Here is a 26,529-nt window from a genome sequence, read left to right as displayed (position 1 = left end):
GCGGATCAGTTCGCCGCCGCTTCCGTGGTGGCTGCGGGCGTCGTGTCGCGGGGACGTTCCGCGATACGGGCGGACTTGCCGCGACGGCCACGCAGGTAATACAGCTTCGCACGGCGGACCATGCCGCGACGGACCACCGTGATGTCGGCGATGGCGGGGGAATACAGCGGGAACACGCGCTCCACGCCTTCACCATTGGAAATCTTGCGCACGGTGAAGTTGCTGTTCAGGCCCTTGTTCGAACGCGCGATCACCACGCCTTCATAGGCCTGCACACGCTTGCGCGAACCTTCGACCACATGCACGCCGACGCGCACCGTGTCGCCCGGGGCAAATTCCGGAACCGCGCGGGTCGCGGTCAGACGGGCGATTTCTTCCGCCTCGTATTTCTGGATGATGTTCATGATCGGGTCCTTGGTTGATTGGTTTGTATTCAGTTCAGCCGATCCACGCCGGCATGCACGCCGACAGGTCGGGAGATATCTTCGCCAGCACGCGCCACATAGGCGGCCCACAGGTCGGGACGCCGCTGCCGCGTTGCCATCTCGGCCATTTCATGACGCCACCGGGCAACGGCGCCATGATCACCGGACAGCAGGACATCGGGCACGTCATGCCCCTCCCACCGTGCCGGCCTGGTATAATGCGGGTATTCAAGCAGACCGCCGGAAAAGCTTTCCTCAGTCGCGCTGCTGTCCGATCCCATGACGCCCGGCAGCAGCCGCACGCAGGCATCAAGCAGCACAAGGGCCGCGACCTCGCCTCCCGACAGGATATAGTCACCGATGGAGACCTGTTCGATATCGCGTGCCTCCAGCACCCGTTCGTCCACGCCTTCATACCGGCCACACAGCACGACGACCCCCGGCCCCGACGCATACCGCCGCACGTCCGACTGTGTCAGGGTGCGGCCACGCGGGGTGGGGTAGATCACGGGACGCCCGGCAGGATCGACATCCTTCAGCGCCGCCGATACGACATCGGGCCGCATGACCATGCCGGCCCCGCCGCCGAATGGCGTATCGTCGATGTTGCGATGCCGGCCCAGCCCATGGTTGCGCAGGTCCTGCGTTTCCATCGACCAGATCCCCTCCCGCAGCGCCCGTCCCGCCAGCGAACAGCCGAGCGAACCGGGAAACATCTCGGGGAACAGCGTCAGGGCCGTCACCTGCCACGTCGTCATGCCACGGACTCCGCCGCGCCATCGCCGGGGAAGAACTCGGCCGGGACCTCGATCTCGTCGGGCAGCACGACCTCGATCCGGCGCGCCGCCATGTCCACCACGGGCACGCAGGCCCGCGTGAACGGCAGCAGGATCATGCCCTGCGGCCCGACAATTTCCAGGCTGACGCCCGCGCCATAATCATGGACCAAGCGAACCTGGCCCAGATCACGCGGCGGCACCGTTCCCTGTTCGCTCACATGCAGCCCGACAAGGTCGGCGACATAGAATTCGTCTTCCTCAGGTTCGGGCAGTTCCGCACGATCCACATACAGTTTGCGGTTGACCAGCCTCTGCGCATCCTCACGGCTGGAAATGGCCTGCCCCGCCGCGTCACGCAGTTCGGCAATCCCTTTCCCCCGCCATGACAGATGCCAGACATTCCCGTGTTCATCACGCACCGCACCGTAACGGGCAAGGTCTTCGGGCACGGCGGCATAGCTGTGCACATGCACAAGCCCACGCACGCCATGCGGCCGTCCCACCACGCCCATCAGGATACGATCGCGATCCATCGCCTGCCTTCTATCGTGCCTGCCTGTCTACCGCCGGGCCTCAGGCCGCGGCAGCCGCGGCCGCAGCAGCAGCGCGTTCCTGCGCGCGCTTCTTCGGCGCGGACTTCTTCGGCTGCTCGTTCCAGGTCGGCTTCGGCGCCAGGCCGGCATTGCCCAGGAAGCGGGCGACGCGGTCGGTCGGCAGCGCGCCGTTGGACAGCCAGTGGGTGATGCGCTCACCCACCAGACGCACGCGGTCGGCATGGTCGGACGGCAGCATCGGGTTGTAGGAACCGACCTTTTCGATAAAGCGGCCATCGCGGGGCGAACGGCTGTCAGCCACGACGATGTGGTAGTAGGGACGCTTCTTCGCACCAGCGCGTGCAAGGCGGATCTTGAGGCTCATTCAGACTTCTCCACAAATAACTCGTAAAACACACAGACACAGGGAAACGTGACGCGCCATCAGCCAAACGGCGGACGGCCACCGCCGCCGGGGGGACGTCCCCCGCCGGGCATCAGCGCGGAAAGGCCCTGACGCATCAGTCCCTTTACCCCCAACTTGTTCAACCGCTTCATCATTGAGGACATCGTGTCGTACTGCTTGAGCAGCCGGTTCACTTCCTGCACGGTTGTTCCTGACCCTGCGGCAATGCGCTTCTTGCGCGATGCCTTGATGATGGCGGGCGTCTTGCGCTCCGCCTTGGTCATGGATGAAATGATGGCCTGATGGCGCGCAAGGATCGAGGTATCGATCTCCTTGTCGCCCATCGCCTCCTTCAGCTTGCCCATGCCCGGCAGCATGTTCAGGATGCCCGAAATGGACCCCATCTTGTTGATCTGCCGGATCTGGGCCGCGTAATCGTCAAGGTCGAACTTGCCCTGCAGCATCTTGGCTGCAATCTTCTCGCTCTCCTCGTGGTCGAGCGTATCGGCGGCCTTTTCGACCAGTCCCGCGATATCGCCAAGGCCGAGGATACGGCCCGCGACACGTTCGGGATGGAATTCCTCCAGCGCGTCGAGCTTCTCGCCCGAGCCCGTCAGCTTGATGGGCGCGCCGGTGATCGCGCGCATCGACAGCGCGGCGCCCCCGCGCGCGTCGCCATCCATACGGGTCATGACCACGCCGGTGACGCCCACGGCCTCGTTGAAGGCCTTGGCGGTGTTGACCGCGTCCTGCCCGGTCATCGCATCGACAACCAGCAGCGTCTCCGCCGGGCTGGTTTCGGCGCGGATGGCCCGCACCTCGTCCATCAGGGCCTCGTCGATCGACAGGCGGCCGGCGGTATCGAGGATGACGACGTCATATCCCTCGCGACGTCCGACATCCATCGCGCGACGGGCGATTTCCACCGGCGACTGCCCCGCCACGATCGGCAGCGAGGCAACGCCCGCGCGTTCGGCCAGCTGCTGCAGCTGCAGCTGGGCCGCCGGGCGCTGCGTATCAAGACTGGCGAGCAGGACCTTGCGCCGTTCGCGTGTCGCCAGCCGCAGCGCGATCTTGCCAGACGTCGTCGTCTTGCCCGATCCCTGAAGTCCGACCATCAGGATGGGCACGGGCGGGACGGCGCTGAGGTTCAGCGGGACCGCGCCCGCGCCGCCCAGCGCGTCGATCAGCGCGTCATTGACGATCTTGGCGACCGCCTGACCGGGGGAGATGCTGTCCAGCACCTCGTGCCCGACGGCACGTTCGCGCACCTTGTTGACGAAATCCTTGACGACCGGAAGCGCGACGTCGGCATCCAGCATCGCCAGACGCACCTCGCGCATGGCTTCGGTGACGTCGGCCTCCGACAGCGCCCCGCGCTTGGCGAGGCCATCGAACACACCGGAGAGCTTGCCTGACAGCGTCTCGAACAAAGGTTTTTCCCCAAAAGAATACGCGCCACTGCGCGAGCCTTCGCGAAGTGACGTGCCTGATAGTGTGGTGGATATAACTTTCCTGCGCAGGCCCTGTCAAGGGTTACATGACGGGACCGGCGCAGGCATGTCACGCCCGGATGGACGGACGTGGAAAAGGCGTGGAAATCAGGGCGCGGGGGATGCCGGCGGCGCCATCAGGGCGCGCAGCTGCGCATGCAGGCTGTCGGCCTTGTCCTGCGCGGCCTTGATCTGCGTCAGCTGGTCGGCGGTCAGGACATCATGGATGCGGATGGCGGTCTGCAGGCGTTCGGCCTCATGCGCCTGATGGATGCTGGCGATCTGCTGCTGCAGCGACACGATCTGGGCCTCGTCCACCTTGCCCGGCGTTGCCAGCAGGTCCTGGATCTGGTGATGCAGGCCGGATTCCTTTTCCATGTCGGCATGGAAATCCGGGTGGTCGGCCTTCAGGATCGCATCGATCTTCTTGCGCTGCGCCTTCGTCAGGCTGACCTGGCCGAGGAAGGGCATGCCACCGGGGGCGCCATGGCAGGACGGCGGCGGCGGCGGGGGCGCGGCAACCGCGGCCGAGCTTTCCGCGCCCATGCCGGCGATGCCGCCCACGATGGTTGCAGCCAGAATCATCTTCTTGATCATCGCATTCTTCCACTCTGTTGTAATAACACTTCCCCCATAACCTGCACCGACTCCCGGTGTACGACAAGGGGGCCACAACCGCAGGGTACGTTATCCCGCAGGGGATGAAGCGTGCCTTCTTGATACAAAATGTAAGAAAACCGGCCGCGCCCAAGGGGCGGCTCATGCCTGCGGCGACGCGGTCCCGCGCGGGCGTTCGGTGGGCAGCACCTCCCCCGTCACGACATAATGAACCCGTTCGGCAATATTGGTGGCGTGGTCGCCGATACGCTCGAAATTCTTGGCGATGAACAGCAGGTTCGTGCATGCGCCGATCTGGCGCGGATCTTCCATCATGTATGTGACGAATTCACGGAACATCGCGGTATAAATCTCATCGATCGCCGGATCCGCCCGCCAGACCCGCATCGCCGTATCGCTGTCATGGGTGGAAAGGGCCGCAACCGCATCGCGCAGGTTTTCCAGCACGAGCTGCGCCATCCTGCGCAACCCGGCGGACGGGATTTCGGTCATGAACGTCCCGAGGCGCAGCGTACGCTTGGCGATGCTGGCGGCATAATCGCCAATCCGTTCCAGATCCCCCGTGACCTTCAGGGCGGAGACGATTTCGCGCAGGTCCCCGGCCATCGGCGAACGCAGCGCCAGCAGACGTATGGCCAGCGCCTCCACATCACGCTCCAGCGTATCGACCTGCGGATCGAGCGCGCGGGCCTGCGCCGCCGCGTCGGGATCGGCCCCGATGATCGCGCGGATGGCCAGTTCGGTCTGACGGACCACCAGCCCACCCATTTCGTTCATCATGTGGCGCAGGGATATCAGTTCCTGCTCGTAACTTGTGACCGTATGGCCGCCGACGGGCATGGCCCCGCGCTCCCCTGCTGTCCGTATGCAAAAATCCCCGCGCGTGCCGCGCGTCGTCCCGTCGCCTCAGCCAAACCGGCCGGTGATGTAATCCTGCGTCCGGCGCTGTCGCGGGGCGGTGAACATGCGATCCGCGCTTTCGACCTCCACGACCTCCCCCATATAGAAAAAGGCGACCTGATCGGCGCAGCGGGCGGCCTGCTGAAGGTTGTGCGTCACGATGGCAATGGTGAAATCCGCCTTGAGTTCATCCAGAAGCTCCTCGATCCGCGCGGTGGATACGGGATCAAGCGCACTTGTCGGCTCATCCAGCAGCACGACCTCCGGCCGGGTGGCGATGGTGCGCGCGATGCACAGGCGCTGCTGCTGCCCGCCCGACAGGGCGGCGGCCGACGCGCCAAGGCGGTCCTTGACCTCCGGCCACAGGGCGACGCGACGCAGCACGTCCTCGACGCGCATGTCCATGTCCGCGCGGGAGATGCGTTCATGCAGCCGCACGCCAAAGGCGATGTTGTCATAGATGGACATCGGGAATGGCGTGGGCTTCTGGAACACCATGCCCACGCGCGCGCGCAGGACATTAAGGTCCACGCCCGGCCCGAGGATGTTGCATCCATCAAAAATGACCTCCCCCGTGGCGCGCTGCCCTGGATAGAGGTCGTACATGCGGTTGAGCACCCGTAGCAGCGTCGATTTACCACAGCCCGACGGGCCGATCATGCCCGTGACCTGACGGTCGGGGAAGTCGATCGAGATATTCTTCAGCGCATGGTGCGCGCCATAATAGAAATCGAGGTTGCGGACCGAAATGGCGACCCCGGACGCCTGGCGTGCATCTTCCACGTTTTCCACGTTCATTTCCTGTCACGCCCCAGCCCAACGCGCACGGCGATATTTATCATCAGTATCCCTGTCGTAATCAGGAGCGCCCCTGTCCATGCCATCTGGGTCCAGTCGGGATAGGCCGACCCGGCATATTGATAGATGGCGATCGGCAGGCTGGCCATGGGCGCATCCGGGCGCACGGACCAGTTCATGTTCCCCAGCGAGGTAAACAGCAGCGGCGCGGTTTCGCCCGACACGCGCGCCAGCGCCAGCAGGATGCCGGTCGCGACGCCATCACGCGCGGCACGCAGGCAGATGAACAGGACCACCCGCCAGCGCGGCGCGCCCAGCGCGAACGCGGCCTCACGCATGGCGACGGGGACAAGGCGCAGCATGTCCTCCGTCGTGCGCACCACCACCGGCACCACCAGCATCGCCAGCGCAAGCGCCCCGGCAATACCGGAAAAATGCCCCGACGGCACCACGATGATCATATAAATGAACAGCCCGACCAGGATGGAGGGCGCGGACAGCAGCAGGTCGGAGACGAACCGCACCGCCCCCAGAAGCCGCCCGTCCGTGGCGGAGAATTCCGCAAGGTAAATCCCCGCCAGCAGCCCGGCGGGCGCGCCGATCAGCACGGCGAGCCCCGTCTGGATCAGGCTGCCGACGATGGCATTGGCAAGCCCCCCGCCATGTCCCGGTGCAAGGGTGACATGGGTAAAGGTCCGCCACGAAATGCCCGCCAGCCCGTTGCGCAGCAGCACATACAGGATGGAGGTCAGCATCAGCAGCACGAGCGCCGTGGTGACATAGCAGAACCCCGTCGCGATACGGTCGGCAAGCCGCCTGCGGGCATCCGACGCGCTGTCGCGCCGCCAGCCCGCGCCGCTACACGGTGCGTCCACGCGGGCGGATGTTTCGCGCGCGGCCATTTACTTGGCCACCCGCGCGGAACGCAGCAGCCAGCGCGAACAGACCAGCGTCGTGAATGAAATTACCATCAGCAGGAAACCCGCCGCCATCAGGGAGGAGAATTTGAGGCTGCCCATCGCGCTTTCGGGAAACTCCAGCGCGATCAGCGACGCGATGGTGTTGCCCGGCGAAAACAGCGACCAGCCGATATGATTGGCGTTGCCGATGACGAAGGTGATGGCCATCGTCTCGCCCAGCGCGCGGCCCAGCCCCAGCATGATGCCGCCGACCACCGCCGTGCGCGACCATGGCAGCACGATGCGGCGCATCACCTCCCACCGGGTCATGCCGAGCCCGTAGGCGCTTTCCTTCAGCACGGCGGGCATGGAGGTAAAGACATCGCGCATGACGGCCGAGATGAAGGGCGTGATCATGACCGCGAGTATGATGCCCCCCGTCAGGAAGCCGGTTCCGTACGGCGCGCCGCGAAACAGCGCCCCCACCCCCGGCACGCGCCCGAGCGTATGCGACGCCGCCGGTTCCACATACCGCGCCATCAGGGGCACGATGACGGTAAAGCCCCACATGCCGAAAATGATCGAAGGGACCGCCGCCAGCAGCTGGATCGCGGTCCCGATGACACTGGCCAGCCGGGCCGACGCGATTTCCGTCAGCCAGAAGGCGATGCCGAACGCCAGAGGCACGGCGATCACGATGGACACCAGCGCCGTGACAAGCGTGCCGAACACCGGGGCCGCCGCGCCAAAATGCTGTGTGACCGGGTTCCATGCGGGATCAAGGACAAAGCCGGGACCAAACGTCGCGAACGCCCCGCGCGCGCCCCACGCCATGACCGCGATCATGCCGCCCAGTCCCAGCAGAATCAGCAGGGCGCTGCAACGGACGATCGCGGCGAAGACCGCATCCCCTTTTCCGCGCGTATCCCCCGTCAGCGAATCAGAGGATGTCATAGACTGATCCATACAGAAGACCCCAGCCGTATCCGGCGCTCCGTCATATCCATGGCACCACCCCCACGCAGGCACGGTACCCGCGGGGCGCGTTCCCTGCCCGGACCATTACTGGACCGGCCATCCATCCTGCAACCGTCATGGGGGCGTCATGAGGGGTATTTTTCCCCGGTGCGGTATATTTCGCGCCCGCGCCGTTGCGCTCATGCCATGCCTGCGGCGTGCAGCAGCAGGTCGCGCGCCACTTCGCGGCAGGCATCCACGTTGACCCCATGCAGCATAAAGGCATTGGGGGCGATATTATCGGCACCACCATCGGCCGACACCAGCATGCCACGGGTCAGTTCACCGCGACATTCCACCGCCAGATGCGCCAGACGGCCACCGAACAGCTGCGGACACAGCAGGGAAATGACCGCGACCGCAGCGGCCAGTGGCGCGTCCACCGTCCCGCCATCGCGCAGGAGCTGATGCGCCAGCCCGCCGACACAGCCCCGGCCGGCAAGCAGCGCCAGACGTTCCATCCAGATGGCATCCGCCGTGACCCGCGCGACACACGAACGCGGCAGCACCGTCACCGGCACGCCGGAGGCAAGGACAATGGCCGCGGCCTCGGGGTCCGCATGGATGTTGCGGTCCCGCCCCTCTCCCCCACCGGCATCCGCCAGGATCACGATCCCATGCAGATGGGCACCCAGACGCGGTTCCTGCAGCAGCGCCAGCGCCACGTTGGTCAATGCGCCGGTGCAGCAGATGCTGACGCTGTCTGCGGGATGGGCCATGACATGGCGGATGATCGCGGGGGCGGGGAATTCACACTCCCCCCGTGCCACGCGCGCCTGCGCCATGACCGCGCCGGGCGCCGGAAACAGCGCAAGGCCGCTGCCGGCGTGAACGGGAATATCCGGCCGTCCCGCCCTGTGCAGCACCGTGCGTGCCAGATCGGCGGCCTGACGGGCCTGCGCCCCGTGCCCCCCCGTCGTAACAGCGATCGGATTGAGCATGTCGGGAACCTGCATCGCCATTACGAGCGCCACCATATCCTGCGGCGCGCCAGTCAGGTCCAGAAGAAGGGGACGGGTCATGTCACGGCTTCCGTCTTGTTCACGAATATCATCTGTGGGTTGTGGTGGCCCCTTGCGTCGCATCCGTCAACATCTGCCACGCATATGCCCCATTCCGATGGGACGGTAAGAAAATCATTGCGCATGCTGGACCGGCACCCAGTACAACGCCCGCGTCAGGCAAAGGTCCACGACCCACCACAGCAGGATCGTCATGACCGCCAGCACCAGCAGGGCGGCGAACATCAGGTCGGTTTCGAACCGGGTATTGGCCGTCTGCATCAGAAAACCCAGCCCCGACGCCGCGCCGACCCACTCCCCTACCACTGCCCCGATGGGCGCGATGGCGGCAGCAACGCGGATGCCCGACGCCATCGCCGGCAGGGCCGCGGGCAGGCGCACCAGAAACAGCAGGCGCCAGCGTGACGCCCCCATCGTGCGCGCAAGATCGACCCAGTCCGGCGGCGTCTGGCGCAGGCCGTCGGAAAAGGCCGATGTCACGGGAAAGAAGATGACCAGCACCGCCATCACGATTTTCGAGGCCATGCCAAAGCCGAACCACAGCACCAGCAGCGGCGCGAGGGCAAAGACCGGAATGGCCTGGCTGAGCAGGATCAGGGGCATGGTCCATCGCCGCACCCCCGGCGACAGCGCCATCAGCAGCGCCAGCACCGCGCCCCCGCACACACCCAGCGCCAGCCCGCACAGCGTCTCGGTCAATGTCGTCAGCGCGGAGTCGCCCAGCAACGCCCGCTGCCGCCACAATGCCCGTCCCACGGCGTCGGGCGCGGGCAGCAGATATGGCGGCACGTGTCCCCAGCGGGCGATTCCCCACCACACGCACACCAGCCCCAGCAGCGTTATCAGGGGGCGGCCGATCCTTGCCGCCATCGTCATGCCGCCATCATCCGCCGCCACAGATCGGCCTGTGCCGCCAACAGCGCCGGATCATCAACCGCGCGCGGGATCGCGGCATCCCCCGGCACCGGCAGGGCCGACAGGCGTACCGGGTCCCCGCCCATCATGAACAGCGCCTGTCCCATGCGGCAGGCCTCCAGCGGGTCATGGGTAATCAGGATGGTCGTACACCCCGACAGCATCCGCGCCGCGAGTTCATGCATCCGCAGGCGCGTCACGCTGTCCAGTGCCGAAAAGGGTTCATCCATCAGGACCACCGGTCGACCTTCGTAAAGCACGCGGGCAAGGGCCACGCGCTGGCGCATCCCCCCCGACAGCGACGCCGGCAGAGCGGCGCGCGACTGCGCCAGCCCCACCTGTTCCAGCAGGCCGCGTGCCCGCGCACGATCCGGTGCCTCCCCCCGCAGGCGGCTGCCCAGCATGACATTGTCCTCCACCCGCGCCCAGGGCAGCAGCATGTCATTCTGCCCCATCCAGCCCACACGGCCCGTCAGGGGCAGCCCGTCATCGGCAGCGACCTCCCCGGTCGTGGGGGAAAGCAGCCCCGCCATCAGGCGCAGCAGGGTGGTCTTGCCAATACCGCTCCCCCCCAGCAGGACCGTCAGCCGTCCTGCGGGAAAAAGCCCCTCCAGATTTCTGAAAACCCATTGCCCGTCCATCGACAGGCCCAGTCCCCGCAGGGTGATCGCGGGGGCACGGCCGGTCATTGCGGACGTCGTCATTTCCGCCGGACGGGATAGGCCACGCCCAGCGCATCCCGCGCCCGGGTCGCAAGGACATCGACGCGTTCGTTGTTTTCATCGCCCGCATGGCCACGCACCCACTGCCATGTGATCTGATGCCGGGGTGCGATGTCAAGCAGGCGCTGCCACAGGTCCATGTTCGCGACCGGATCGCCCGAGGCATTGCGCCACCGGCGCCGCACCCACCCCGTGGACCAGCGCGTCATGCCGTTGCACACGTACTGGCTGTCACTGTGCAGCACCACCCGGCACGGACGCCTGAGGACCGACAGCGCCTCGGCCACGGCAGTCAGTTCCATGCGGTTGTTGGTCGTCTCCACCTCGCCGCCCGTGATCTCGCGCTCCTGCCCGCGAAACTGCAGCAGCGCGGCCCAGCCGCCAGGGCCGGGATTGGGCTTGCACCCGCCATCGGTCCAGATCCGCACAACGTCATCGTCATCCACCGTGACGTCGGGCGCCGTTTCTTCCATTACAGCCACTCCATGGCGGGATGCGCGCGGAAGAACCGCAGCCGCGCAAGGTAATCCAGCGGGTCCTTGGGCGTGACCAGCGCATCGGGCGGCGTGTTGATCCAGTCATACAGCCGCGTCAGCGTGAACCGCACGGACGCCCCGGTCGCAAGCACCGGCAACGCCCTGCGCTCATCCTCCGTCAGGATGCGCACGCTTTCATATCCCCGCACCATCGCCTGCGCACGCGCGGGACAGAAGGCGGCGCTTTCGTCGAAACACCATGCATTGAGGGCGATGGCGAGGTCATAGGCCAGCCAGTCGGTGCAGGCGAAATAGAAATCGATCAGTCCCGACAGGCGATCATCAATGAAAAATACGTTGTCAGGAAACAGGTCCGCATGGATCTGTCCACGCGGCAGGGCGGGATGCCCCCCCTGCCCCGGCCATGACGGCAGCACGGTGGCAAGGGCGGCGTCGATTTCCGCGACCAGTCCCGGCTGGACCTGATCGCCCTGGGCACGGCAGGATTCCAGCAGCGGCGGCCATGCCGCCGGCCCCAGGCCGTTACGCCGCTCCGCCGTGTATCCCTGCCCGTCCTGATGCAGTCGCGCCATGGCCGCGCCCACCGCCTCGCAATGCGATGGGGTGATCTGGCGGGGCCATGTTCCCTGAAGGAAGGTGGTGATGGCGGCGGGACGTCCCGCCAGATGCCCCAGCGTGCTTCCGGCGCGGTCGGCCACGGGACGCGGACATGACAGCCCACGCTGCGCGAGATAGAGCATCAGGCCCAGGAACCATGGCAGCTCCCCCGGCACCACCCTGCGCTCATACAGCGTCAAGATGTAGTCCGCGCGTGTGGTGCGCAGCAGGAAGTTGCTGTTTTCCACGCCTTCGGCGATGCCGTGGCATGAAACAGGTTCGCCAATGTCATATCCGCCCAGAAACCGGGACAGTTCGTCGGGGGGGACGTCCGTATAGACCGCCATCGTATCGGCTGCGAAAAATCAGCCGAGCGGCGCAGGCAGGCGGAAGGTCACGTTTTCTTCCTTGACCGTACGTTCCTCGATTTCAAGCGTGAAGCGCTTGGCAAGGGCCGCGACCATTTCCTGCACCAGCGATTCAGGCGCGGACGCCCCGGCCGTGATGCCCAGCGTTTCCACCCCGTCCAGCACCGACCAGTCCAGCGCGTTGAGGCGCGGCACCAGCAGGGCGCGCGGCGCGCCACTGCGTTCGGCCACTTCCCGCAGCCGCTGGGAGTTGGAGGAGTTGGGCGATCCGATCACGATCACCAGGTCACATCCCGGCGCGATCGCCTTGACCGCTTCCTGCCGGTTTGTGGTGGCATAGCAGATGTCCTCGCGCTTCGGCCCCTCGATCAGGGGGAAGCGGTCGCGCAGGATATCGACGATTTCCGCCGTGTCATCGACCGACAGCGTCGTCTGGGTGATGAAGGCAAGGCGCGTGGGATCGGCCGGCTGTACCGTGCGGGCCTCTTCCGCGTCGTTGATCAGGGTGACCGCCCCGGCGGGCAGCTGCCCCATCGTGCCGACGACCTCCGGATGGCCGGCATGGCCGATCATCAGGATATGGCGGCTTTCAGGGCCACCATCGGCAAAATGGCGTTCCGCCTCCCGGTGCACCTTGGAGACGAGGGGGCAGGTCGCATCCAGATACAGCAGGTTGCGGCGCATGGCTTCCGCCGGGACGGTCTTGGGCACGCCATGGGCGGAAAAGACCACGTGTCCGTCCGACGGAACCTCGTCCAGCTCTTCCACGAAAATCGCGCCCTGCGCCTCCAGCGCCTCCACGACCGTGCGGTTGTGGACGATTTCATGACGCACATAGACGGGCGCGCCATAACGGCGGATCGCCTCTTCAACCACGCGGATCGCGCGATCGACCCCCGCGCAGAAGCCGCGTGGCCCCGCGAGCAGGACCTTGAGCAGGCGGGGCGATGCGTCAACGGGGGCGAGGGCATCTGGTGTCTGAATCATCTGGTCGGGCATGGTGTTCCCCAAACATCCGGCGGGCGGTATAGGATACGGGCCATGATCTGCTGAAGTCCGGTCCCGCATCCCGATGCAATGATCCGGCCCTACGCAAAGCATGGCGATGGCGCAAGCCATTTCCCGTTCATTCTAGCCTATTCTCCTATATATGTCCTCCCCGCCATGACGGGGCATCCACATATCCTTCTTCTGGTTACCCGATTGCCTTTCGCCCCTTTCAACCGCCATTATCCAGTCATTCCATGTCGAGTACGAAAGCCCGGACCCCCGCATGATTCCCCATTCCCTTTCCCGCGTGTTTCTTTCGTTCCGTTCAGCCACCTTCACGCGCGCGGCCGCCCTGCTCGCCCTTCCGCTTCTGGCGAGCGGTTGCCAGACCCAGTCGGATTCGATCGCCTTCGCCCCGGCCTGCCCTGTCGTGGAGATTCCTGGCGAGGCGGCTGATTACTATCAGTACACCGGCAGCGAGCATGACCTGTCGCACCTCGTGGTGCGCTCCGCCCTGCGCGAAGTCGTCGGCTCATGCGCGGACGGGGCCCACAGGACGGTCGTCACCAACATGCAGGTCGGCCTGCATGTCGTGCGCGGTCCGGCGTCGAAGGTCAATTTCGTCAACATCCCGTATTTCGTGGCGGTGGTCTATAACGGCGAAATCAAGAGCAAGAAGGAATTCATCGCCCACATCGAATTCGACGGGGGCGAGCTTCAGAAAATCACCAGCACGCGCAACATTCCCATCACGCTGCCGATTTCACGGCGCATCCACAGCGACCAGTACCATATCGAAATCGGCTTCCAGCTGACGCAGGCGCAGCTTGACTTCAACCGCGCGCATCTCGTGATGCCCACGTTCCACAAGCTCTGATCCCCCGTTGCCGCCCCGACAGATACGCCCCCGCCGCCCGCATCGCGCGGCGGGGCTGCGTGCCTTCCCGTCCGGGCATGGCATGACGGATATCCCCCTTCCACAGCAAGCAGGCCAGCCATCCGCATGAACGCGACGCGCAGAGCCCGGGAACTGTCGCTGCGCGGCATCATCCTCGGGGCGCTCATCACCCTCGTCTTTACCGCATCGAACATCTATCTCGGGCTGAAGGTGGGGCTGACCGTCGCGTCCTCCATTCCCGCCGCCGTCATTTCGATGGCGGTCCTGCGCGCGATGGGCGGTTCCAGCATCCTTGAAAACAACATCGTCCAGACGCAGGCCTCCGCCGCGGGGACGCTGTCATGCGTGTTCGCCTCCCTCCCCGCGCTGATCATGGTCGGCTACTGGCAGCATTTTCCGTTCATCGAAACCGCCCTCCTGTCGGCTGCGGGCGGCATGACGGGGGTGCTGTTCACCATTCCCCTGCGCCGCGCCATGGTGACGGAAAGCGCCCTGCCCTATCCCGAGGGGGTAGCGGCGGCCGAAATCCTCAAGGCCGGGGAAAAGGACACCAGTCCCGTGGCCCTGCGGGCGTTGACGGGCGGGGGCGTGATCGCGGCGGTCGTCACCTTCGTATCCGGGGGGCTGCGGCTGCTGGCGGACGAGGCATCCGTGACGCTGTCATGGGGACATGCGATCTTTCGCGGATCATGCGGCTTTTCGCTGGCGATGCTGGGCGCGGGCTATCTGGTGGGAATCGAGGGCGGGCTTGCGATGCTGCTGGGCGCGGTGCTGGCGTGGGGGGGCTTCGTGCCGTTCCTGACGGCACATGAGGCGAACCCCGCGAACCTTGGCCCTGACGCGCACGCCACCAGCGTATGGATGCATGACGTGCGCTTCATCGGGGCGGGCATGATTGCCATCGCCTCCATCTGGACGCTGGGATGCATGATGGGACCGATCATCGGCGGCATCCGCGCCAGCCTGCGCGCGGCGCCTGCCGGCGGCAGGCACGATGACGGCGGCGACCTGCCCTTGCGGCAGGTGGGGCTGCTGGCGGCGGGGATCAGCATCGTCCTGACGGGCATGTTCATCGCCTTCCTTGCGCCGTTTGGCGGCGTGACCGCGGGAACCATCGGGCTGGCGCTGACGGGAATGGCCTGCTGCATGCTGATCGGCTTCCTCGTGGCGGCGACGTGTGGATACATGGCGGGAATCGTGGGGTCCTCCTCCTCCCCCATTTCGGGCATCGCCATCGTGGCGGTGATCCTCATCGCCTCGCTCTTCATCGGCATGCGCGCGCTGGGACTGTTTCCCGCATCGGTTGGCGAACATGGCGGCATCGCGTTCTGCCTGTACATCCTGTCGGCGCTGATCGCGTCCGCCGCGATTTCCAACGACAACCTGCAGGACCTCAAGACAGGACAGCTGGTGGGCGCCACGCCATGGCGCCAGCAGGTCGCGCTGCTGATCGGATGCGCGACCGGCGCGCTGGTGATCCCGCCGGTGCTGAACATCCTTTACCAGACCTATGGCTTTGTCGGGTACCTGCCGCATCCGGGCATGGACCCGACACGCGCGCTGGCAGCCCCGCAGCCCGCACTGCTGATGATGATCGCATCGGGCATCTTCCTCCATCAGCTGGACTGGAACATGCTTGCCATTGGCGGGGTGCTTGCCGTCGTGACCATCGCGACCGACCTGCTGCTGCGCCGCCGGGGCCGTTCGCTGCCGCCGCTGGCGGTGGGGATCGGCATCTACCTGCCGCCGGCCGTGACCGTCACCCTGGCGGTGGGCGCGCTGGTGGGATGGATATGCAACCGACGCCGCGTCCCCTCCGCCACCGGGTCCTCGCAGGTTGGCACGATGCTGGCGTCCGGGCTGATCGTGGGTGAAAGCCTGATGGGAGTCGCGCTGTCGGCTGTCGCGGGATTCGCCGGGCGGGACAGCGCGCTGTCGATCCTGCCAGCGGGCGTTCCCCCCATCGTGCCGGGAATGGCCGGCGCGGTGGTTTTCGCAGGGATGTGCGTGTGGTTTATCCGCTATGTCCTGCGTGCGCGATAGGTAGCCGACTCGCCCTGCGCCGCCATCTGTGCTCCGGATGGCGACGGTCGGGACGCAGCATTCGTCCGATTCCGGGCGATAGACCTCGACGTCTTATGATGGCAGCATCAGGGCATGGCATTACGATTCAGCGAACTTGATTTCCCCCGCCCGACCAGGGAAAGGCTTGCCCTCAGATTCGGACAGGTTTCCACCCTTCTAGATCAGGACCGGCGCGCCGACGCGCTGACGCTGTTCGATACGATCCGGCGGGATTACGAAAGCTGGTCCGCGATGACGGACCTGCGTTTTTCGCAGGATACGACTTCCGCCGCCAATAAGGGGGAACGTGATTACGCGGATTCCCTGACGCCCTATGTCACGGCGTTCGAGGTCGCGATCAAGCGGCGGCTGCTTGATGATCCGGACCAGCAGGCCGTGGGCGCCGCGCTCAGTCCACATACGCTGGAGCTGTGGCGGACGGACATCACGACATTTGATTCGCGAATCGCCGACGCGCTGGAGGAGGAAGCCCGGCTGAGCGGGGAATATACCGCGCTGATCGCCTCTGCCCGGCTGTCGATCGGGGGGGAAACCGTCAACCTGTCCGGCCTTGCCCCCTATGCCGAAAGCACTGACCGCGCCACCCGCGAACAGGCGGAGCGGGTGCGATGGGAATTCTTCGCCACGAACGGGACGCAGCTCGACACGCTGTTCGACCGTCTGGTGCATGTCCGCGCCGACATGGCCACCGCCCTTGGCTATGACGCCTATACCGCGCTGGCCTATCGCCGGATGCGGCGGGTGGATTACGGCCCGCAGGATGTCGCCCGCTTTCGCGAGGAAGTCCGCACGCATGTCGTCCCGCTGGTGCAGCGCATCCTTGAACGCCGCCGCGCCACGATGGGGTGGGAATGCCTGTATTCATGGGACGAGCCGCTGATTGACCCCATGGGAAATCCACGCCCCATTGGCGGCCATGACGTGCTGGTGCAGCAGGCGCAGGTGATGTTTGACCGCATGGGCGGCGATCTGGGTCCGTTCTACCGCCAGATGCGCGAAGGCGGGTTCCTTGACCTGCAGAACCGCGAAGGCAAGGCGGGCGGCGGGTTCTGCACCTCCTTCCCCACGGTGGGGATGCCCTTCATCTTTGCCAATTTCAACGGGACGCAGCACGACATCAACGTGTTCACCCATGAAATGGGCCATGCCTACCAGAACTGGAAAAGTCGCGGGCTGCCTGCGGTGGACCTGTTGTGGCCGACGATGGATGCGGCGGAAATCAATTCCATGGCGCTGGAATTCCTGACATGGCCCCACATGGACCTGATGGTCGCGCAGGGCGAGGCGGAACGTTACCGGCAGATGCACCTGATCGGTTCGCTCTCCTTCCTGCCCTATGGCGTGTGCGTGGATCATTTCCAGCATGAAATCTATGCCCACCCGGACATGACCCCGGCCCAGCGCCACGAACTGTGGCGCGAGATGGAGCGTCGTTACCTGCCATGGCGCGATTATGGTGGAATCGCCCATCCGTCGGCCGGTGGCCGGTGGCAGGCGCAGGGGCATATCTACCGCTCGCCCTTCTATTACATCGATTACGCGCTGGCGCTGTGCTGCGCGCTGCAGTTCTGGCAACGCAGCCGCGTCGATCAGGACCGGGCGCTGCGCGATTACGTGGCCCTGTGCGAACGCGGCGGGTCCGCCCCCTTTACCGACCTGGTGCGCCAGGCGGGCCTGACCTCCCCATTCCAGCCCGGCGCGCTGGAGGAAACGGTGCGCGAGGCCGCGCGTTACCTCAACATCGCGCTGCCGGGGGAATAAGGAAAAGCCCCCTGCGTCGCGTCAGGTGCGCGCGTCCCAGCTGGCCAGCAGGTCGATTACCGCCTGCGAGGACATGGAACGCGCATCCCCCAGCGCCGTCAGTCCGTCGGCATTGAGCAGTTTTCCCTGCGCCGTCAGGATCAGGACCGTGGGCACCGCCTCTATGTGAAGGCCGCGTTGCGTCAGGAACTCCAGATTGGTATTCATGCGTTCGACATTGATCATCGCCACCACGAAATGCCGCGCGATCCACGGGGCGACGGCGGGATCCTCCATCAGGCCCGACAGGATCCGGCAGTCGGGACACCAGTTCCCGCCAAAGTCCAGCAGCACCTTGCGCCCTGTGGCCCGCGCCTCCTCAAAGGCCTTTGATATCTGGTCCTGCGCCCCGGCGGCCGGTCCGTAAGGCTGCGCCGGGACTGTGGGCCTGAGGTCGCCCACCTGCGGCGGGGTATCCGCCCGGGCCAGATGCGTGACCCATGACACCATTGCCACCGCCGCGCCCGCCAGCAGGCCCGTATGCCTGATGGCGCGTGACACACGTCCCGACGGATTATTCATGCCAGCCTGTCCCCATCCTGCCATTTTCCCGGTTGCCCACCCTGGGGTCCCGAAAGCAAGGTAGCCTAGCCGCATGAAGAATGACGACGCAACTTCCGGTGTTCCCCTGACGCGCACATTGCTGAAAACAGGCTGTGTTCTGGTGCTGACGGTCCTGCTGATGGCCAGCCTGCGCTACAGCGCCACGGTCGCGGCCCTTGTCGACCGCATCGCAGGATCGGACATGTGGCTGATGGTCTATCGCCTGACGGGCGCGGCGGACGAGACCGATCGCGAACGCACCATCATCATGGCCGTCGCCCTTGTCTGCTGCGTGATCGCCATCGGGATCGTCCATGCGGGCGAATACCTGATCGAACGTTGGCGCCGTCGTCGCGCCCCCCCGTCCTGATCCGCCCGCGCGGCGCCTATGTGACCTGCGGCGTGCCTTCGCGCGTCCAGAAGAATGTCAGTTCGTGCTTGTTGTTCCACAGATGCCGCACCGTGCCGCCCGGCAGGGCCGCGAACTGCTCCGCCGTGTCATGGTCGGTTTCGCCCTGGAACTTTATGGTCAGGACCATCCGCGCGGCCCGGCCGCTTTCGATCCAGCGCCGCGCCAGCCCCAGCAGGCGCGCGGGATAGGCGATGATGTCCGACAGCAGCCAGTCCACGGGCGGAAGCGTCGCGGGATCAAGGCCGAAGGCGCTTTCGCGACGTGTGCTCACCCCCGGCATCGCCGCGACGCGCGGGTCGAGATCGGCGCGATCCACCGCGATCACCTCCGCCCCGCACCGCGCGGCCACCCACGTCCATCCCCCCGGCGAAGCGCCAAGATCAAGGCACGTCTCCCCCTTCCCGGGCCAGCGCCCCAGACGCGTGAAGGCCTCCCACAGCTTGAGATAGGCGCGCGATGGCGGCCCCTGCCGGTCCTCCACGAAATGGACCTCCCCATTGACGAAGGGCGAGGTCTTGCGCGGCGACAGCAGCATCCTGTCGGCGGACAGCAGCGTCCATGCCCCGAGATGCCCCTGCGGCGGGAGGGAGGGAAAAACCAGCGGCCGTGCGCTCAGCGGGGGCAGGTTCTGCGCAATCAGCGCGGAGCGGCGATGCAGGTCCGGCGCATACCCGGCCCAGTTGCGCTGTATCGCGCGCAGGTCACGCGCCGCCCCCTTGATGGAGGGCACGTCGCATATCCGTGGCGCGGTCCATGTCTCCAGCGCCCAGGCGCTGCGCACCGGCGGTGCGGACGTCAGCGCAAGGCGACCGTGCCAGACGACATCCACGCCCTGCCGATGCAGTTCGTGTTCCAGCGGCGCCTCGAACCCCGGCGCGGCAAGGTACGCCGCAGCAACCGGCATGTCCCCTGCCACCGCGCCGGACGTTGCGGGCATGCGTGGGGCGCCTTCACCGCCGGTCATGAACGGATGATCCCGACCGCCAGCAGCAGCCACGACAGCATCAGCAGGCTGCCGCCGGTGGGCGCCACCGCGCCCAGATGCACCCCGGTAAAGGCCGTGAAATAGACCGCCCCGCAGAATATGCACATCCCCGCCGCCATGGTGCATCCCGCCAGCGACACCAGCCACCGGCAGCCGACCTGCATCATGATGACCCCGATCGCCAGCAGCGCCAGGGCGTGCCACATTTCCATCTGTATGGCCTGTCGCGCCATGTCCCGCCCGCCCGCGCCAAAGAAATGGTCCGGCAGATGCGCGACAAACGCGCCCGCGATCACACCAGTCAGCGCGGCAAAGGCGGCAAGGGACAGTAAAAAGCGAATGACAGTCGGCATCGGGGCATCCACGACAGGGAATACAGGGGGCACGGAGGAAAGGATCCGCGTATCGCGCGATCATGTAACCCATAAACCACGCATGGCCCATACAGGTCACGACGCCATGTTCCATGTCGCGCCTGCATGGGACCGTCGCAGGCGCGGGCATCGTCGCGTCCACGCGCCGGCCTGTCCATCCCGTTCATCCCGCCATGTATGTCCCGCCCGGCGCGGGCCGCCGGCCCCGCACGCTTTCCCCGCGCCCGGGTCTGCCATGATCGCGAAGATGACGAAAATACCGATAAAACCTTTAATGCGGGTTTGTCGGCAGGGGCAAAACTGCTAGACTTTCCCACACGTTCAGCGGGTCGTCCGAATATTTCTCATTAGGAAACTGATACATGAAAAAATACGCTGCCTGGTTTCTCTGCGCTTCGGTCGCAGTGCTGCCTGTCACTTCCTTTGCACGTGCCCCGAAAACCGCAGCCCCCCCGGCACCGCCGCCTTTCACTGATTCGGACACGACCTTTGCCGAGAACGCCACCGAGGTGAACACGTTCGAAATCGAGATTTCGCAGCTCGCCACGACCCAGGCGAAGCGCGGCAAGGTAAAGGACATGGCCGCCGACCTGGTCAAGCAACATACCGAAAACCAGAACAAGCTGTCCGCCATGGCCCTGCAGCATGGTCTTGAACTGAACAAGGACATGAGCACCGATGAACAGCAGATCATCGACCGGCTGAAGACCGAAAAGGGTCACAAGTTCGACCGCGACTACCTCGATATCGAGGCGCAGGCCCACAGCGACGCGCTCGCCATGTTCCAGAACGAGGCGGAGTCCGCGTCCGATCCCGACCTGAAGGCCTATGCCTCCGCCACGGCGGACGCGACGCAGGCGCACCTGAACGCAGCGCTCAAGCTGGGTGCGAAAAAGCCGACCGCGACCCACTGACCGGCGCTGGCGTTTCCTGTCCCCTGCGCAATGCGCCGGGGCAGGCTGTCGCCAACCCGTTCCCCTGCCCCATTTCCAGCTGACCCATGACGCGCGGATAGAAAACTGATGACCATTCGGATCGACCGGGTTGTAACCCGTGGCGGGGACAGGGGACGGACATCACTGGGCAATGGCGCACGTGTTGAAAAGGACGACCTGCGGATCGAGGCGCTGGGCACGCTGGATGAGGCCAATGCCGTCATCGGGGTGCTGCGCGCAGCCTGCACGCCCCTGACACAGGATGCGCCCCAGCCGCAGGAAGTGGCGTTCCTGCGCCGCATCCAGTCGCTGCTGTTCGATATCGGGGGTATCGTCTGCCAGCCGGACAAGGGGCCGGAGGCATTCACGGCCGGCCCTGCCGCGATGTATGTCCTGGAACGTGAAATCGAACGCCTGCGCGCGGCGCAGGCCCCGCTGACCAGTTTCGTCCTGCCGGGGGGAACGCCTGCGGCGGCGCAGGCGCATCTGGCCCGCACCGTCATCCGCCGCGCTGAACGACGCATGGTCAGCCTGCATCGCGCAGCGCCACTGGATGGCACGATCCTTGCCTGCCTGAACCGGCTGTCGGATTATTTCTTCGTGCTGGGACGGCACCTGAATGCCGACGGACGCGATGATATTTCCTGGCTGCCCGACAGTTTCTGCGACTGATCAGGCTTCTTCCAGACCCCGCAGGGCCGCGCAGGCGGCTTCCAGCAGTTCCTCACGCGTGGCGCTGGCGTCGAGTTCGAGGACGATTTCATCCTCCAGCGGCTCTTCGAGCGTGGCGAACTGACTGTCCAGCATGCTGGGCGGCATGAAATGGCCACTGCGTTCCAGCAGACGCGCCTTTACGCCGTCACGGCTGCCCTTCAGATAGACGAAACAGACCCGTTCATGCCCGTTTGAAATGACCGTGCGGTATTTCCGTTTCAGCGATGAACAGGTCAGCACGCCCTTCTGCTGCGCGGCGACCCATTGCCTGACCTGTTCGCCGATCTGTTCCAGCCACGGCTGCCGGTCCGCATCCGTAAGCGGCGTTCCCGACGCCATCTTGGCGATATTGGCGGGCGGATGAAGGTCATCGCCTTCGACCACGGGGCATCCCAGACGCTCCGCCAGCATCTGGGCAAAGGTGGACTTACCGCAGCCCGACACCCCCATGACCACCAGCACGCAGGGACTTCCGTTTTTTTCCAGCATGGGCGACGGGCGCGCCAGTCCCTGCTCCGTGATGGACGTATTTTCCGACATCACACACCCTGCCCCCGGCATTGTTCCGTTCATTCTTGGACCCGGTTTCCATCGGGTCATGGCCCGCCAGCATGCTTATGGGCGGATCGGGTTGCGATGCTATCGCTTTCTTGCAGGAAGGTTCAATACTGGCCTGACAGAAAAACCCTTACCACAAGACCATGTGATGGACGCATGACATATCCATATCGAAACATATGTGCCTATACTTGATGGATTACAAAACTACCGCACCCATGCTCCACAAAATAATTCCTGTTCCAGAATTGCGAAATGTAATCACAAACAATACTTCAATTTCATGCAAAACATGAAGATCCATCAATATCGGGATGGATGCTTGCATTCCCATGTGAATAAAGGTTACATAGTCGGGAAGTCATCTTCAGGTGTGAAATCTTGGAATATCGAAATTAGGAATAATTTCCTATTTCACGCATTGGTATTCCTTTCCCCAGATCCTCGGCTTTGTATCTATCAAAGAGTCTGACCGTGTCATCATATAATGAATTCCTGTCCTTCCCCGGTGAAGAAGATCAGGATGCCTCCCCTCACCGCGACGAAGTCAATGAAATGGCCCTGCGTCAGGCGCTTGAACGTCTGGGCAAGGGGCCGCAGCAGGGCAAGGCGCCCGCGCGTCCGTCCACCTCTGAACAGCCCCGACGCCAGCAGCAGCCCAAGCGGCAGCCGCGACTGCCCGAAGCCGGGGCGCGCCGTCGCAAGTTCGTGCAGGATGGCGAGGTGCGCGTGGAACATCACAATACGTCGACGCGGCCCACGACCACACGCACACTTCATGTACAGACCGAAAGCAGCGGCGAAACGGAACAGCTGCGCAACCGGATCCAGATCGAACAGAAACTGCGCGAAACCGCCGAACGCCAGCGGCACGAAGCACTGGGTAACATCCGGGGACTGGAAACCCGGATCGGTCATGCGGAAATCATGCTGGGCGAAGCCAAGAACACGATCGCGCGCAAGGACGAGGAAATACTTGGCCTCAAGACAGAACTGTACGCGGCACAGGCGCAGATCGAACAGCTGAAGGAAGAAAATGCCTCTGCCCGCCGCGCGCGCGTGACAGCACAGGCACCCCGGCGTGTCGCGACACCTGTCGTCGATACAGTCGAGGAGGAAGAAGAAGAGCCAGTAAAATGGTGGATCCGCAAGAAATAAACCTGCCATCAGCCGGAACGTTATTTCCGGACATGCGGGGCCCTGATCATCTGCGCCCGCCACCATAGAACACGCTTGCCGCACTGGTATCGGCATGGAGGCACGACGGATGCAGGATCATCCGATAACACCCGGACAGCAGCGACGGATCGGACTGGTGATCGTGGCGCTGAGCACCAGTTCATCCGTGGCCATACTGTTGCTCATCCCCCTTGTCAGCGGCCTTGTCAGCCTGCTGCGTGACGTACTGAGCGTACTGATTTTACCCTTTTCGCTGATGTTCGGCATGAGCGGCACGTCAGTGGACCAGTCATCCGCGCTTAGCCAGATCATAGACAGCATGGGTCATGGCGCCGGACAGCACCCGCTGCGCACGGCCGCGGGTGCTGTCATCGGCATTGGCGGGGCCTTTGCCTTCGTCATGGCGGAACGGGTGGGCGGACGACTGGCCTACGTCACCGCCATGATCGCAACCGGCGTGGCCATGGGGCTGTGCGGTTTTCCCGTGGCGGCGTTCCTTCTGCCGGCCGTCCTGACAGAAGGAATATTCGCGCTTTCCCCGCCAGCAACCGACGGACAGACGTCAGGTTAGGCCGGCGACGAAGCGCGCGATGCGACCACAGGCATCGCGCAGGATGTCATCCGAGGTCGCATAGGACAGCCGTATATACGGCCCCTTGCCAAAGGCGCTGCCGTGGACGACCGCGACATGCTGTTCCTCCAGCAGGGCGATGGCGAAATCCTCGTCCGTGTTCAGGCGACGGCCGCCCGCGCTGGTCCGCCCGATGCATGCCGCAATCCCCGGATAGACATAGAACGCCCCCTGGGGCATTGCGCAGGTCAGCTGCGGGATCTGGCGCAGCGCGGCCACGACCATCCTGCGGCGGCGGTCATAGGTTTCGCGCATCACCTCCACCACGCCCGGCGGTCCGTCAAGGGCCGCGACGGATGCCGCCTGACTGATGCTGCAGATGCCTGAGGTGGAACTGCCCTGTATGCTGCCCATCGCGCGGATCAGCCAGGCGGGACCGCCGACATACCCCACGCGCCAGCCGGTCATGGCATAGGCCTTGGACACGCCATTGAGCGTCAGGACACGCGGCTTCAGGTCCGGCGCGACCTGCGCGATGGAAACGTGCGTCTTCCCGTCATAGACGAGGTGTTCATAAATCTCATCCGACAGGACATGGACCTGCGGATGGCGGCGCAGGACTTCCGCGATCGCCTCAAGGTCGGCGCGGGTGGTCGTCGCCCCCGTCGGATTGTTGGGAAAGTTGAGCACGAGCCATTTGGTGCGCGGCGTGATCGCGGCCTCCAGCGCCGCCGCGCCAAGGCGGAAGCCCGTATCCTCCGGACAGTCGACAAAAACCGGCACGCCACCGAACAGGCTGATGATCAGCGGATAGCTGACCCAGTAGGGAGAGGGGACAATCACCTCGTCCCCCGGATTGAGGGTCGCCATGAACGCGTTGAAGATGACCTGCTTGCCCCCGTTGGAAACCATTATTTCCGACGGTTCGTAGGTCAGGCCATTTTCACGCGCGAATTTCCTGATGATGGCGGCCTTGAGCGCGGGCGTTCCCTCCACGGGCGGATATTTCGTCTGCCCGTCAAGGGCCGCGCGATGGGCGGCCTCGATCACCCCGGCGGGCGTCGGGAAATCCGGCTCCCCCAGCGCAAGGGACAGTACCTCTTCCCCCCGTCCGCGCAGCGCACGCGCCCGCTGGGCCATGGCGATGGTGGCCGGGACCTCCAGCCGCGCCATGCATCCCGACAGGAACCCGTCAGCGGCAGCATCATCATTGCCTGTTGCCATGATCGTCCGTCCCCTTCTCAGCGCCGCAGGCCGCCACAGAAACGCTGGATGCGCAGGCAGGCCTCCTTCAGGCTTTCGGTATCGGTGGCATAGGAAATGCGGAAATGCCCGGCGAACATGAAGGCGCTGCCGTGGACGGCCGCCACCCCTTCCTCATCCAGAAGGGCGGTCACGAAATCCCGGTCGCTGTCGATGCGCGCGCCGCCCGCGCTGGTCCTGCCCAGGCAGCCCCGCAGCGAGGGGAAGACATAGAACGCGCCCTCCGGCGTTGGGCAGTGCAGGCCGGATGCCTGGTTGAGCATGCTGACCACGAGATCGCGCCGCTGCTGATAGGTGGCGACCATTTCGGCGATGAAATCCTGCGGGCCGCTCAGTGCTTCCAGCGCCGCCGCCTGGCTGATGGAGGACGGACCGGAGGTAGACTGTCCCTGCAGCTTGTTCATGGCGCGGATCAGTTCCACCGGCGCGCCGGCGAAACCGATGCGCCAGCCGGTCATGGCATAGGCCTTGGACACGCCATTCATGGTGATCGTGCGATCGCGCAGGCGGGGTTCGACCTGCACGATGGTGGCGGGCCTGAACCCGTCATACACCAGCTTGTCATAGATATCGTCGGTCAGGATCCACACATCGGGATGACGCAGCAGCACATCGCACAGCCCGCGCAGTTCCGCGGCACTGTAGGCCGCCCCGGTCGGGTTGTTGGGCGAATTGAGCAGCAGCCATTTGGTGCGCGGCGTGATCGCGGCCTCCAGGTCGGCGGGACGCATCTTGAAGCCGTGTTCGGCCATGCACGGCACGACAACGGGCGTCCCTTCGGCCAGGGCGACGATATCGGGATACGAAACCCAGCAGGGCGCGGGAATGATCGCCTCGTCCCCGGGGTTTATGGTCGCGACCATCGCGTTGTAGATGACCTGCTTCCCCCCGGAGGAGACGATGATTTCATCGGACGTGTAATCCAGCCCGGAATCAAGGCGGAACCGTTCGGCCACCGCCCGGCGCAGCGCGGGCGTGCCGGCCACGTCGGTGTATTTCGTCTGTCCCTGTTCGATGGCGCGGATGGCCGCCTGCTTGATGTTGGCGGGCGTGTCGAAATCGGGTTCGCCTGCCGAAAGGCTGATGATATCCCTGCCCGCTGCTTTCAGTTCACGCGCCTTGGTGGAAATGGCAATCGTCTGGCTGGGGCTGATCCTGTCAAGACGGGCGGCGATGAGATCCATGAGACCGAAATCCATTGGCATGAAGTTACCGTTCCCTGCTGGAACGTCC

At 65.0% G+C, this 26,529-nt stretch carries 30 protein-coding genes; 8 read left to right on the top strand and 22 right to left on the bottom strand.

All coding sequences use genetic code 11. The annotated features are described in order from the left end of the window. Positions 1-5 precede the first annotated feature (5 nt). From rplS to ispH, 16 genes are all read right to left on the bottom strand, one after another. Positions 6-404 (bottom strand): 50S ribosomal protein L19, encoded by a 399-nt coding sequence (gene rplS, locus NJLHNGOC_RS01205; RefSeq protein ID WP_110526021.1) that lies wholly within the window; start codon positions 402-404, stop codon positions 6-8. A gap of 29 nt (positions 405-433) precedes the next feature. Further along, a complete protein-coding gene (gene trmD, locus NJLHNGOC_RS01200; protein WP_113594720.1) occupies positions 434-1,183 on the bottom strand; it encodes a tRNA (guanosine(37)-N1)-methyltransferase TrmD in 750 nt (249 codons plus the stop codon). After that, positions 1,180-1,737, bottom strand: a complete 558-nt coding sequence (gene rimM, locus NJLHNGOC_RS01195) for a ribosome maturation factor RimM (RefSeq protein ID WP_113594719.1) — start codon at positions 1,735-1,737, stop codon at positions 1,180-1,182. The genes trmD and rimM overlap by 4 nt, the downstream gene beginning before the upstream one ends. 40 nt (positions 1,738-1,777) lie before the next feature. Continuing rightward, on the bottom strand, positions 1,778-2,122 hold the full coding sequence (gene rpsP / locus NJLHNGOC_RS01190) for a 30S ribosomal protein S16 (protein ID WP_110526011.1): 345 nt from the start codon (positions 2,120-2,122) through the stop codon (positions 1,778-1,780). 59 nt (positions 2,123-2,181) lie between these two features. Beyond that, positions 2,182-3,576 (bottom strand): signal recognition particle protein, encoded by a 1,395-nt coding sequence (ffh, locus tag NJLHNGOC_RS01185; RefSeq protein ID WP_113594718.1) that lies wholly within the window; start codon positions 3,574-3,576, stop codon positions 2,182-2,184. 168 nt (positions 3,577-3,744) lie between these two features. Then, a complete protein-coding gene (locus NJLHNGOC_RS01180; RefSeq protein ID WP_113594717.1) occupies positions 3,745-4,233 on the bottom strand; it encodes a Spy/CpxP family protein refolding chaperone in 489 nt (162 codons plus the stop codon). A 162-nt stretch (positions 4,234-4,395) separates the two neighbouring features. Beyond that, the gene (gene phoU, locus NJLHNGOC_RS01175) at positions 4,396-5,094 is read right to left on the bottom strand and encodes a phosphate signaling complex protein PhoU (protein WP_113594716.1); all 699 of its coding nucleotides are present in this window, start codon (positions 5,092-5,094) and stop codon (positions 4,396-4,398) included. 66 nt (positions 5,095-5,160) lie between these two features. Next, positions 5,161-5,946, bottom strand: a complete 786-nt coding sequence (pstB, locus tag NJLHNGOC_RS01170; RefSeq protein ID WP_408890379.1) for a phosphate ABC transporter ATP-binding protein PstB — start codon at positions 5,944-5,946, stop codon at positions 5,161-5,163. A gap of 2 nt (positions 5,947-5,948) precedes the next feature. After that, positions 5,949-6,854 (bottom strand): phosphate ABC transporter permease PstA, encoded by a 906-nt coding sequence (pstA, locus tag NJLHNGOC_RS01165; RefSeq protein ID WP_113594714.1) that lies wholly within the window; start codon positions 6,852-6,854, stop codon positions 5,949-5,951. After that, a complete protein-coding gene (gene pstC / locus NJLHNGOC_RS01160) occupies positions 6,855-7,817 on the bottom strand; it encodes a phosphate ABC transporter permease subunit PstC (protein ID WP_113594713.1) in 963 nt (320 codons plus the stop codon). It lies immediately after the preceding gene. Positions 7,818-8,008: 191 nt separating this feature from the next. After that, positions 8,009-8,890, bottom strand: coding sequence for a nucleoside hydrolase (locus NJLHNGOC_RS01155; protein ID WP_113594712.1), 882 nt, complete (start codon positions 8,888-8,890; stop codon positions 8,009-8,011). Positions 8,891-9,004: 114 nt separating this feature from the next. Continuing rightward, entirely contained in the window at positions 9,005-9,766 is a 762-nt protein-coding gene (locus tag NJLHNGOC_RS01150; protein WP_113594809.1) for an ABC transporter permease, read from the bottom strand. Then, on the bottom strand, positions 9,763-10,509 hold the full coding sequence (locus tag NJLHNGOC_RS01145; RefSeq protein WP_239021246.1) for an ABC transporter ATP-binding protein: 747 nt from the start codon (positions 10,507-10,509) through the stop codon (positions 9,763-9,765). Before NJLHNGOC_RS01145 ends, NJLHNGOC_RS01150 begins: the two co-directional genes overlap by 4 nt. After that, positions 10,506-11,000: a ribonuclease HI gene (gene rnhA / locus NJLHNGOC_RS01140; protein ID WP_113594710.1), complete on the bottom strand. Its 495-nt coding sequence runs from the start codon at positions 10,998-11,000 to the stop codon at positions 10,506-10,508. The genes NJLHNGOC_RS01145 and rnhA overlap by 4 nt, the downstream gene beginning before the upstream one ends. Then, positions 11,000-11,968 carry a homoserine kinase gene (locus tag NJLHNGOC_RS01135; protein WP_113594709.1) on the bottom strand — a complete coding sequence of 323 codons (969 nt, stop codon included), beginning with the start codon at positions 11,966-11,968 and terminating at the stop codon, positions 11,000-11,002. Before NJLHNGOC_RS01135 ends, rnhA begins: the two co-directional genes overlap by 1 nt. 18 nt (positions 11,969-11,986) lie before the next feature. Continuing rightward, positions 11,987-12,976 (bottom strand): 4-hydroxy-3-methylbut-2-enyl diphosphate reductase, encoded by a 990-nt coding sequence (gene ispH, locus NJLHNGOC_RS01130; RefSeq protein WP_206057914.1) that lies wholly within the window; start codon positions 12,974-12,976, stop codon positions 11,987-11,989. Between the two features lie 286 nt (positions 12,977-13,262). Here ispH and NJLHNGOC_RS01125 point away from each other — a divergent pair, with 286 nt between their 5' ends. The 3 genes from NJLHNGOC_RS01125 to NJLHNGOC_RS01115 all read left to right on the top strand — a co-directional run bounded on the left by NJLHNGOC_RS01125 (position 13,263) and on the right by NJLHNGOC_RS01115 (position 17,723). Continuing rightward, positions 13,263-13,856, top strand: coding sequence for a hypothetical protein (locus NJLHNGOC_RS01125; protein ID WP_113594708.1), 594 nt, complete (start codon positions 13,263-13,265; stop codon positions 13,854-13,856). Between the two features lie 126 nt (positions 13,857-13,982). Then, positions 13,983-15,920 (top strand): OPT family oligopeptide transporter, encoded by a 1,938-nt coding sequence (locus NJLHNGOC_RS01120; RefSeq protein WP_113594707.1) that lies wholly within the window; start codon positions 13,983-13,985, stop codon positions 15,918-15,920. 114 nt (positions 15,921-16,034) lie between these two features. Then, entirely contained in the window at positions 16,035-17,723 is a 1,689-nt protein-coding gene (locus tag NJLHNGOC_RS01115) for a M3 family oligoendopeptidase (RefSeq protein WP_113594706.1), read from the top strand. A 21-nt stretch (positions 17,724-17,744) separates the two neighbouring features. Here NJLHNGOC_RS01115 and NJLHNGOC_RS01110 read toward each other — a convergent pair whose 3' ends face one another. After that, the gene (locus NJLHNGOC_RS01110) at positions 17,745-18,284 is read right to left on the bottom strand and encodes a thioredoxin family protein (RefSeq protein WP_113594705.1); all 540 of its coding nucleotides are present in this window, start codon (positions 18,282-18,284) and stop codon (positions 17,745-17,747) included. Positions 18,285-18,357: 73 nt separating this feature from the next. On the opposite strand from NJLHNGOC_RS01110, the gene NJLHNGOC_RS01105 reads away from it, so the two are divergent. Then, on the top strand, positions 18,358-18,675 hold the full coding sequence (locus tag NJLHNGOC_RS01105) for a hypothetical protein (protein WP_113594704.1): 318 nt from the start codon (positions 18,358-18,360) through the stop codon (positions 18,673-18,675). A 16-nt stretch (positions 18,676-18,691) separates the two neighbouring features. On the opposite strand, the gene NJLHNGOC_RS01100 is transcribed toward NJLHNGOC_RS01105, so the two are convergent. Both NJLHNGOC_RS01100 and NJLHNGOC_RS01095 read right to left on the bottom strand, forming a co-directional pair. Then, a complete protein-coding gene (locus NJLHNGOC_RS01100) occupies positions 18,692-19,621 on the bottom strand; it encodes an SAM-dependent methyltransferase (RefSeq protein ID WP_206059683.1) in 930 nt (309 codons plus the stop codon). A gap of 56 nt (positions 19,622-19,677) precedes the next feature. Next, positions 19,678-20,055, bottom strand: a complete 378-nt coding sequence (locus NJLHNGOC_RS01095; RefSeq protein WP_113594808.1) for a DUF423 domain-containing protein — start codon at positions 20,053-20,055, stop codon at positions 19,678-19,680. A gap of 383 nt (positions 20,056-20,438) precedes the next feature. Here NJLHNGOC_RS01095 and NJLHNGOC_RS01090 point away from each other — a divergent pair, with 383 nt between their 5' ends. Both NJLHNGOC_RS01090 and NJLHNGOC_RS01085 read left to right on the top strand, forming a co-directional pair. Beyond that, complete coding sequence (locus NJLHNGOC_RS01090) at positions 20,439-20,990, top strand: DUF4142 domain-containing protein (RefSeq protein ID WP_113594702.1); 552 nt, start codon at positions 20,439-20,441, stop codon at positions 20,988-20,990. Positions 20,991-21,098: 108 nt separating this feature from the next. Beyond that, positions 21,099-21,683 carry a cob(I)yrinic acid a,c-diamide adenosyltransferase gene (locus NJLHNGOC_RS01085; protein WP_113594701.1) on the top strand — a complete coding sequence of 195 codons (585 nt, stop codon included), beginning with the start codon at positions 21,099-21,101 and terminating at the stop codon, positions 21,681-21,683. Here the strand turns inward: NJLHNGOC_RS01085 and NJLHNGOC_RS01080 are convergent, their stop codons facing one another. Next, complete coding sequence (locus tag NJLHNGOC_RS01080; protein ID WP_113594700.1) at positions 21,684-22,265, bottom strand: gluconokinase; 582 nt, start codon at positions 22,263-22,265, stop codon at positions 21,684-21,686. 492 nt (positions 22,266-22,757) lie between these two features. On the opposite strand from NJLHNGOC_RS01080, the gene NJLHNGOC_RS01075 reads away from it, so the two are divergent. Next, on the top strand, positions 22,758-23,441 hold the full coding sequence (locus tag NJLHNGOC_RS01075; RefSeq protein ID WP_113594699.1) for a hypothetical protein: 684 nt from the start codon (positions 22,758-22,760) through the stop codon (positions 23,439-23,441). A gap of 109 nt (positions 23,442-23,550) precedes the next feature. Further along, the gene (locus NJLHNGOC_RS01070) at positions 23,551-24,033 is read left to right on the top strand and encodes a hypothetical protein (protein ID WP_113594698.1); all 483 of its coding nucleotides are present in this window, start codon (positions 23,551-23,553) and stop codon (positions 24,031-24,033) included. Here NJLHNGOC_RS01070 and NJLHNGOC_RS01065 read toward each other — a convergent pair. Together NJLHNGOC_RS01065 and NJLHNGOC_RS01060 are read right to left on the bottom strand one after the other, a co-directional pair. Next, positions 24,025-25,257, bottom strand: coding sequence for a pyridoxal phosphate-dependent aminotransferase (locus NJLHNGOC_RS01065; RefSeq protein WP_408890374.1), 1,233 nt, complete (start codon positions 25,255-25,257; stop codon positions 24,025-24,027). The two genes, NJLHNGOC_RS01070 and NJLHNGOC_RS01065, sit on opposite strands and share 9 nt — an antisense overlap. Before the next feature lie 17 nt (positions 25,258-25,274). Next, the gene (locus tag NJLHNGOC_RS01060) at positions 25,275-26,480 is read right to left on the bottom strand and encodes a pyridoxal phosphate-dependent aminotransferase (RefSeq protein WP_113594806.1); all 1,206 of its coding nucleotides are present in this window, start codon (positions 26,478-26,480) and stop codon (positions 25,275-25,277) included. Positions 26,481-26,529 lie beyond the last annotated feature (49 nt).

This window comes from Novacetimonas cocois (assembly GCF_003311635.1).
Taxonomy (GTDB): Bacteria; Pseudomonadota; Alphaproteobacteria; order Acetobacterales; family Acetobacteraceae; genus Novacetimonas; species Novacetimonas cocois.
The sequence above is the reverse complement of the archived record's forward strand: the minus strand, read 5'-3'. Positions and strand labels throughout refer to the sequence as shown.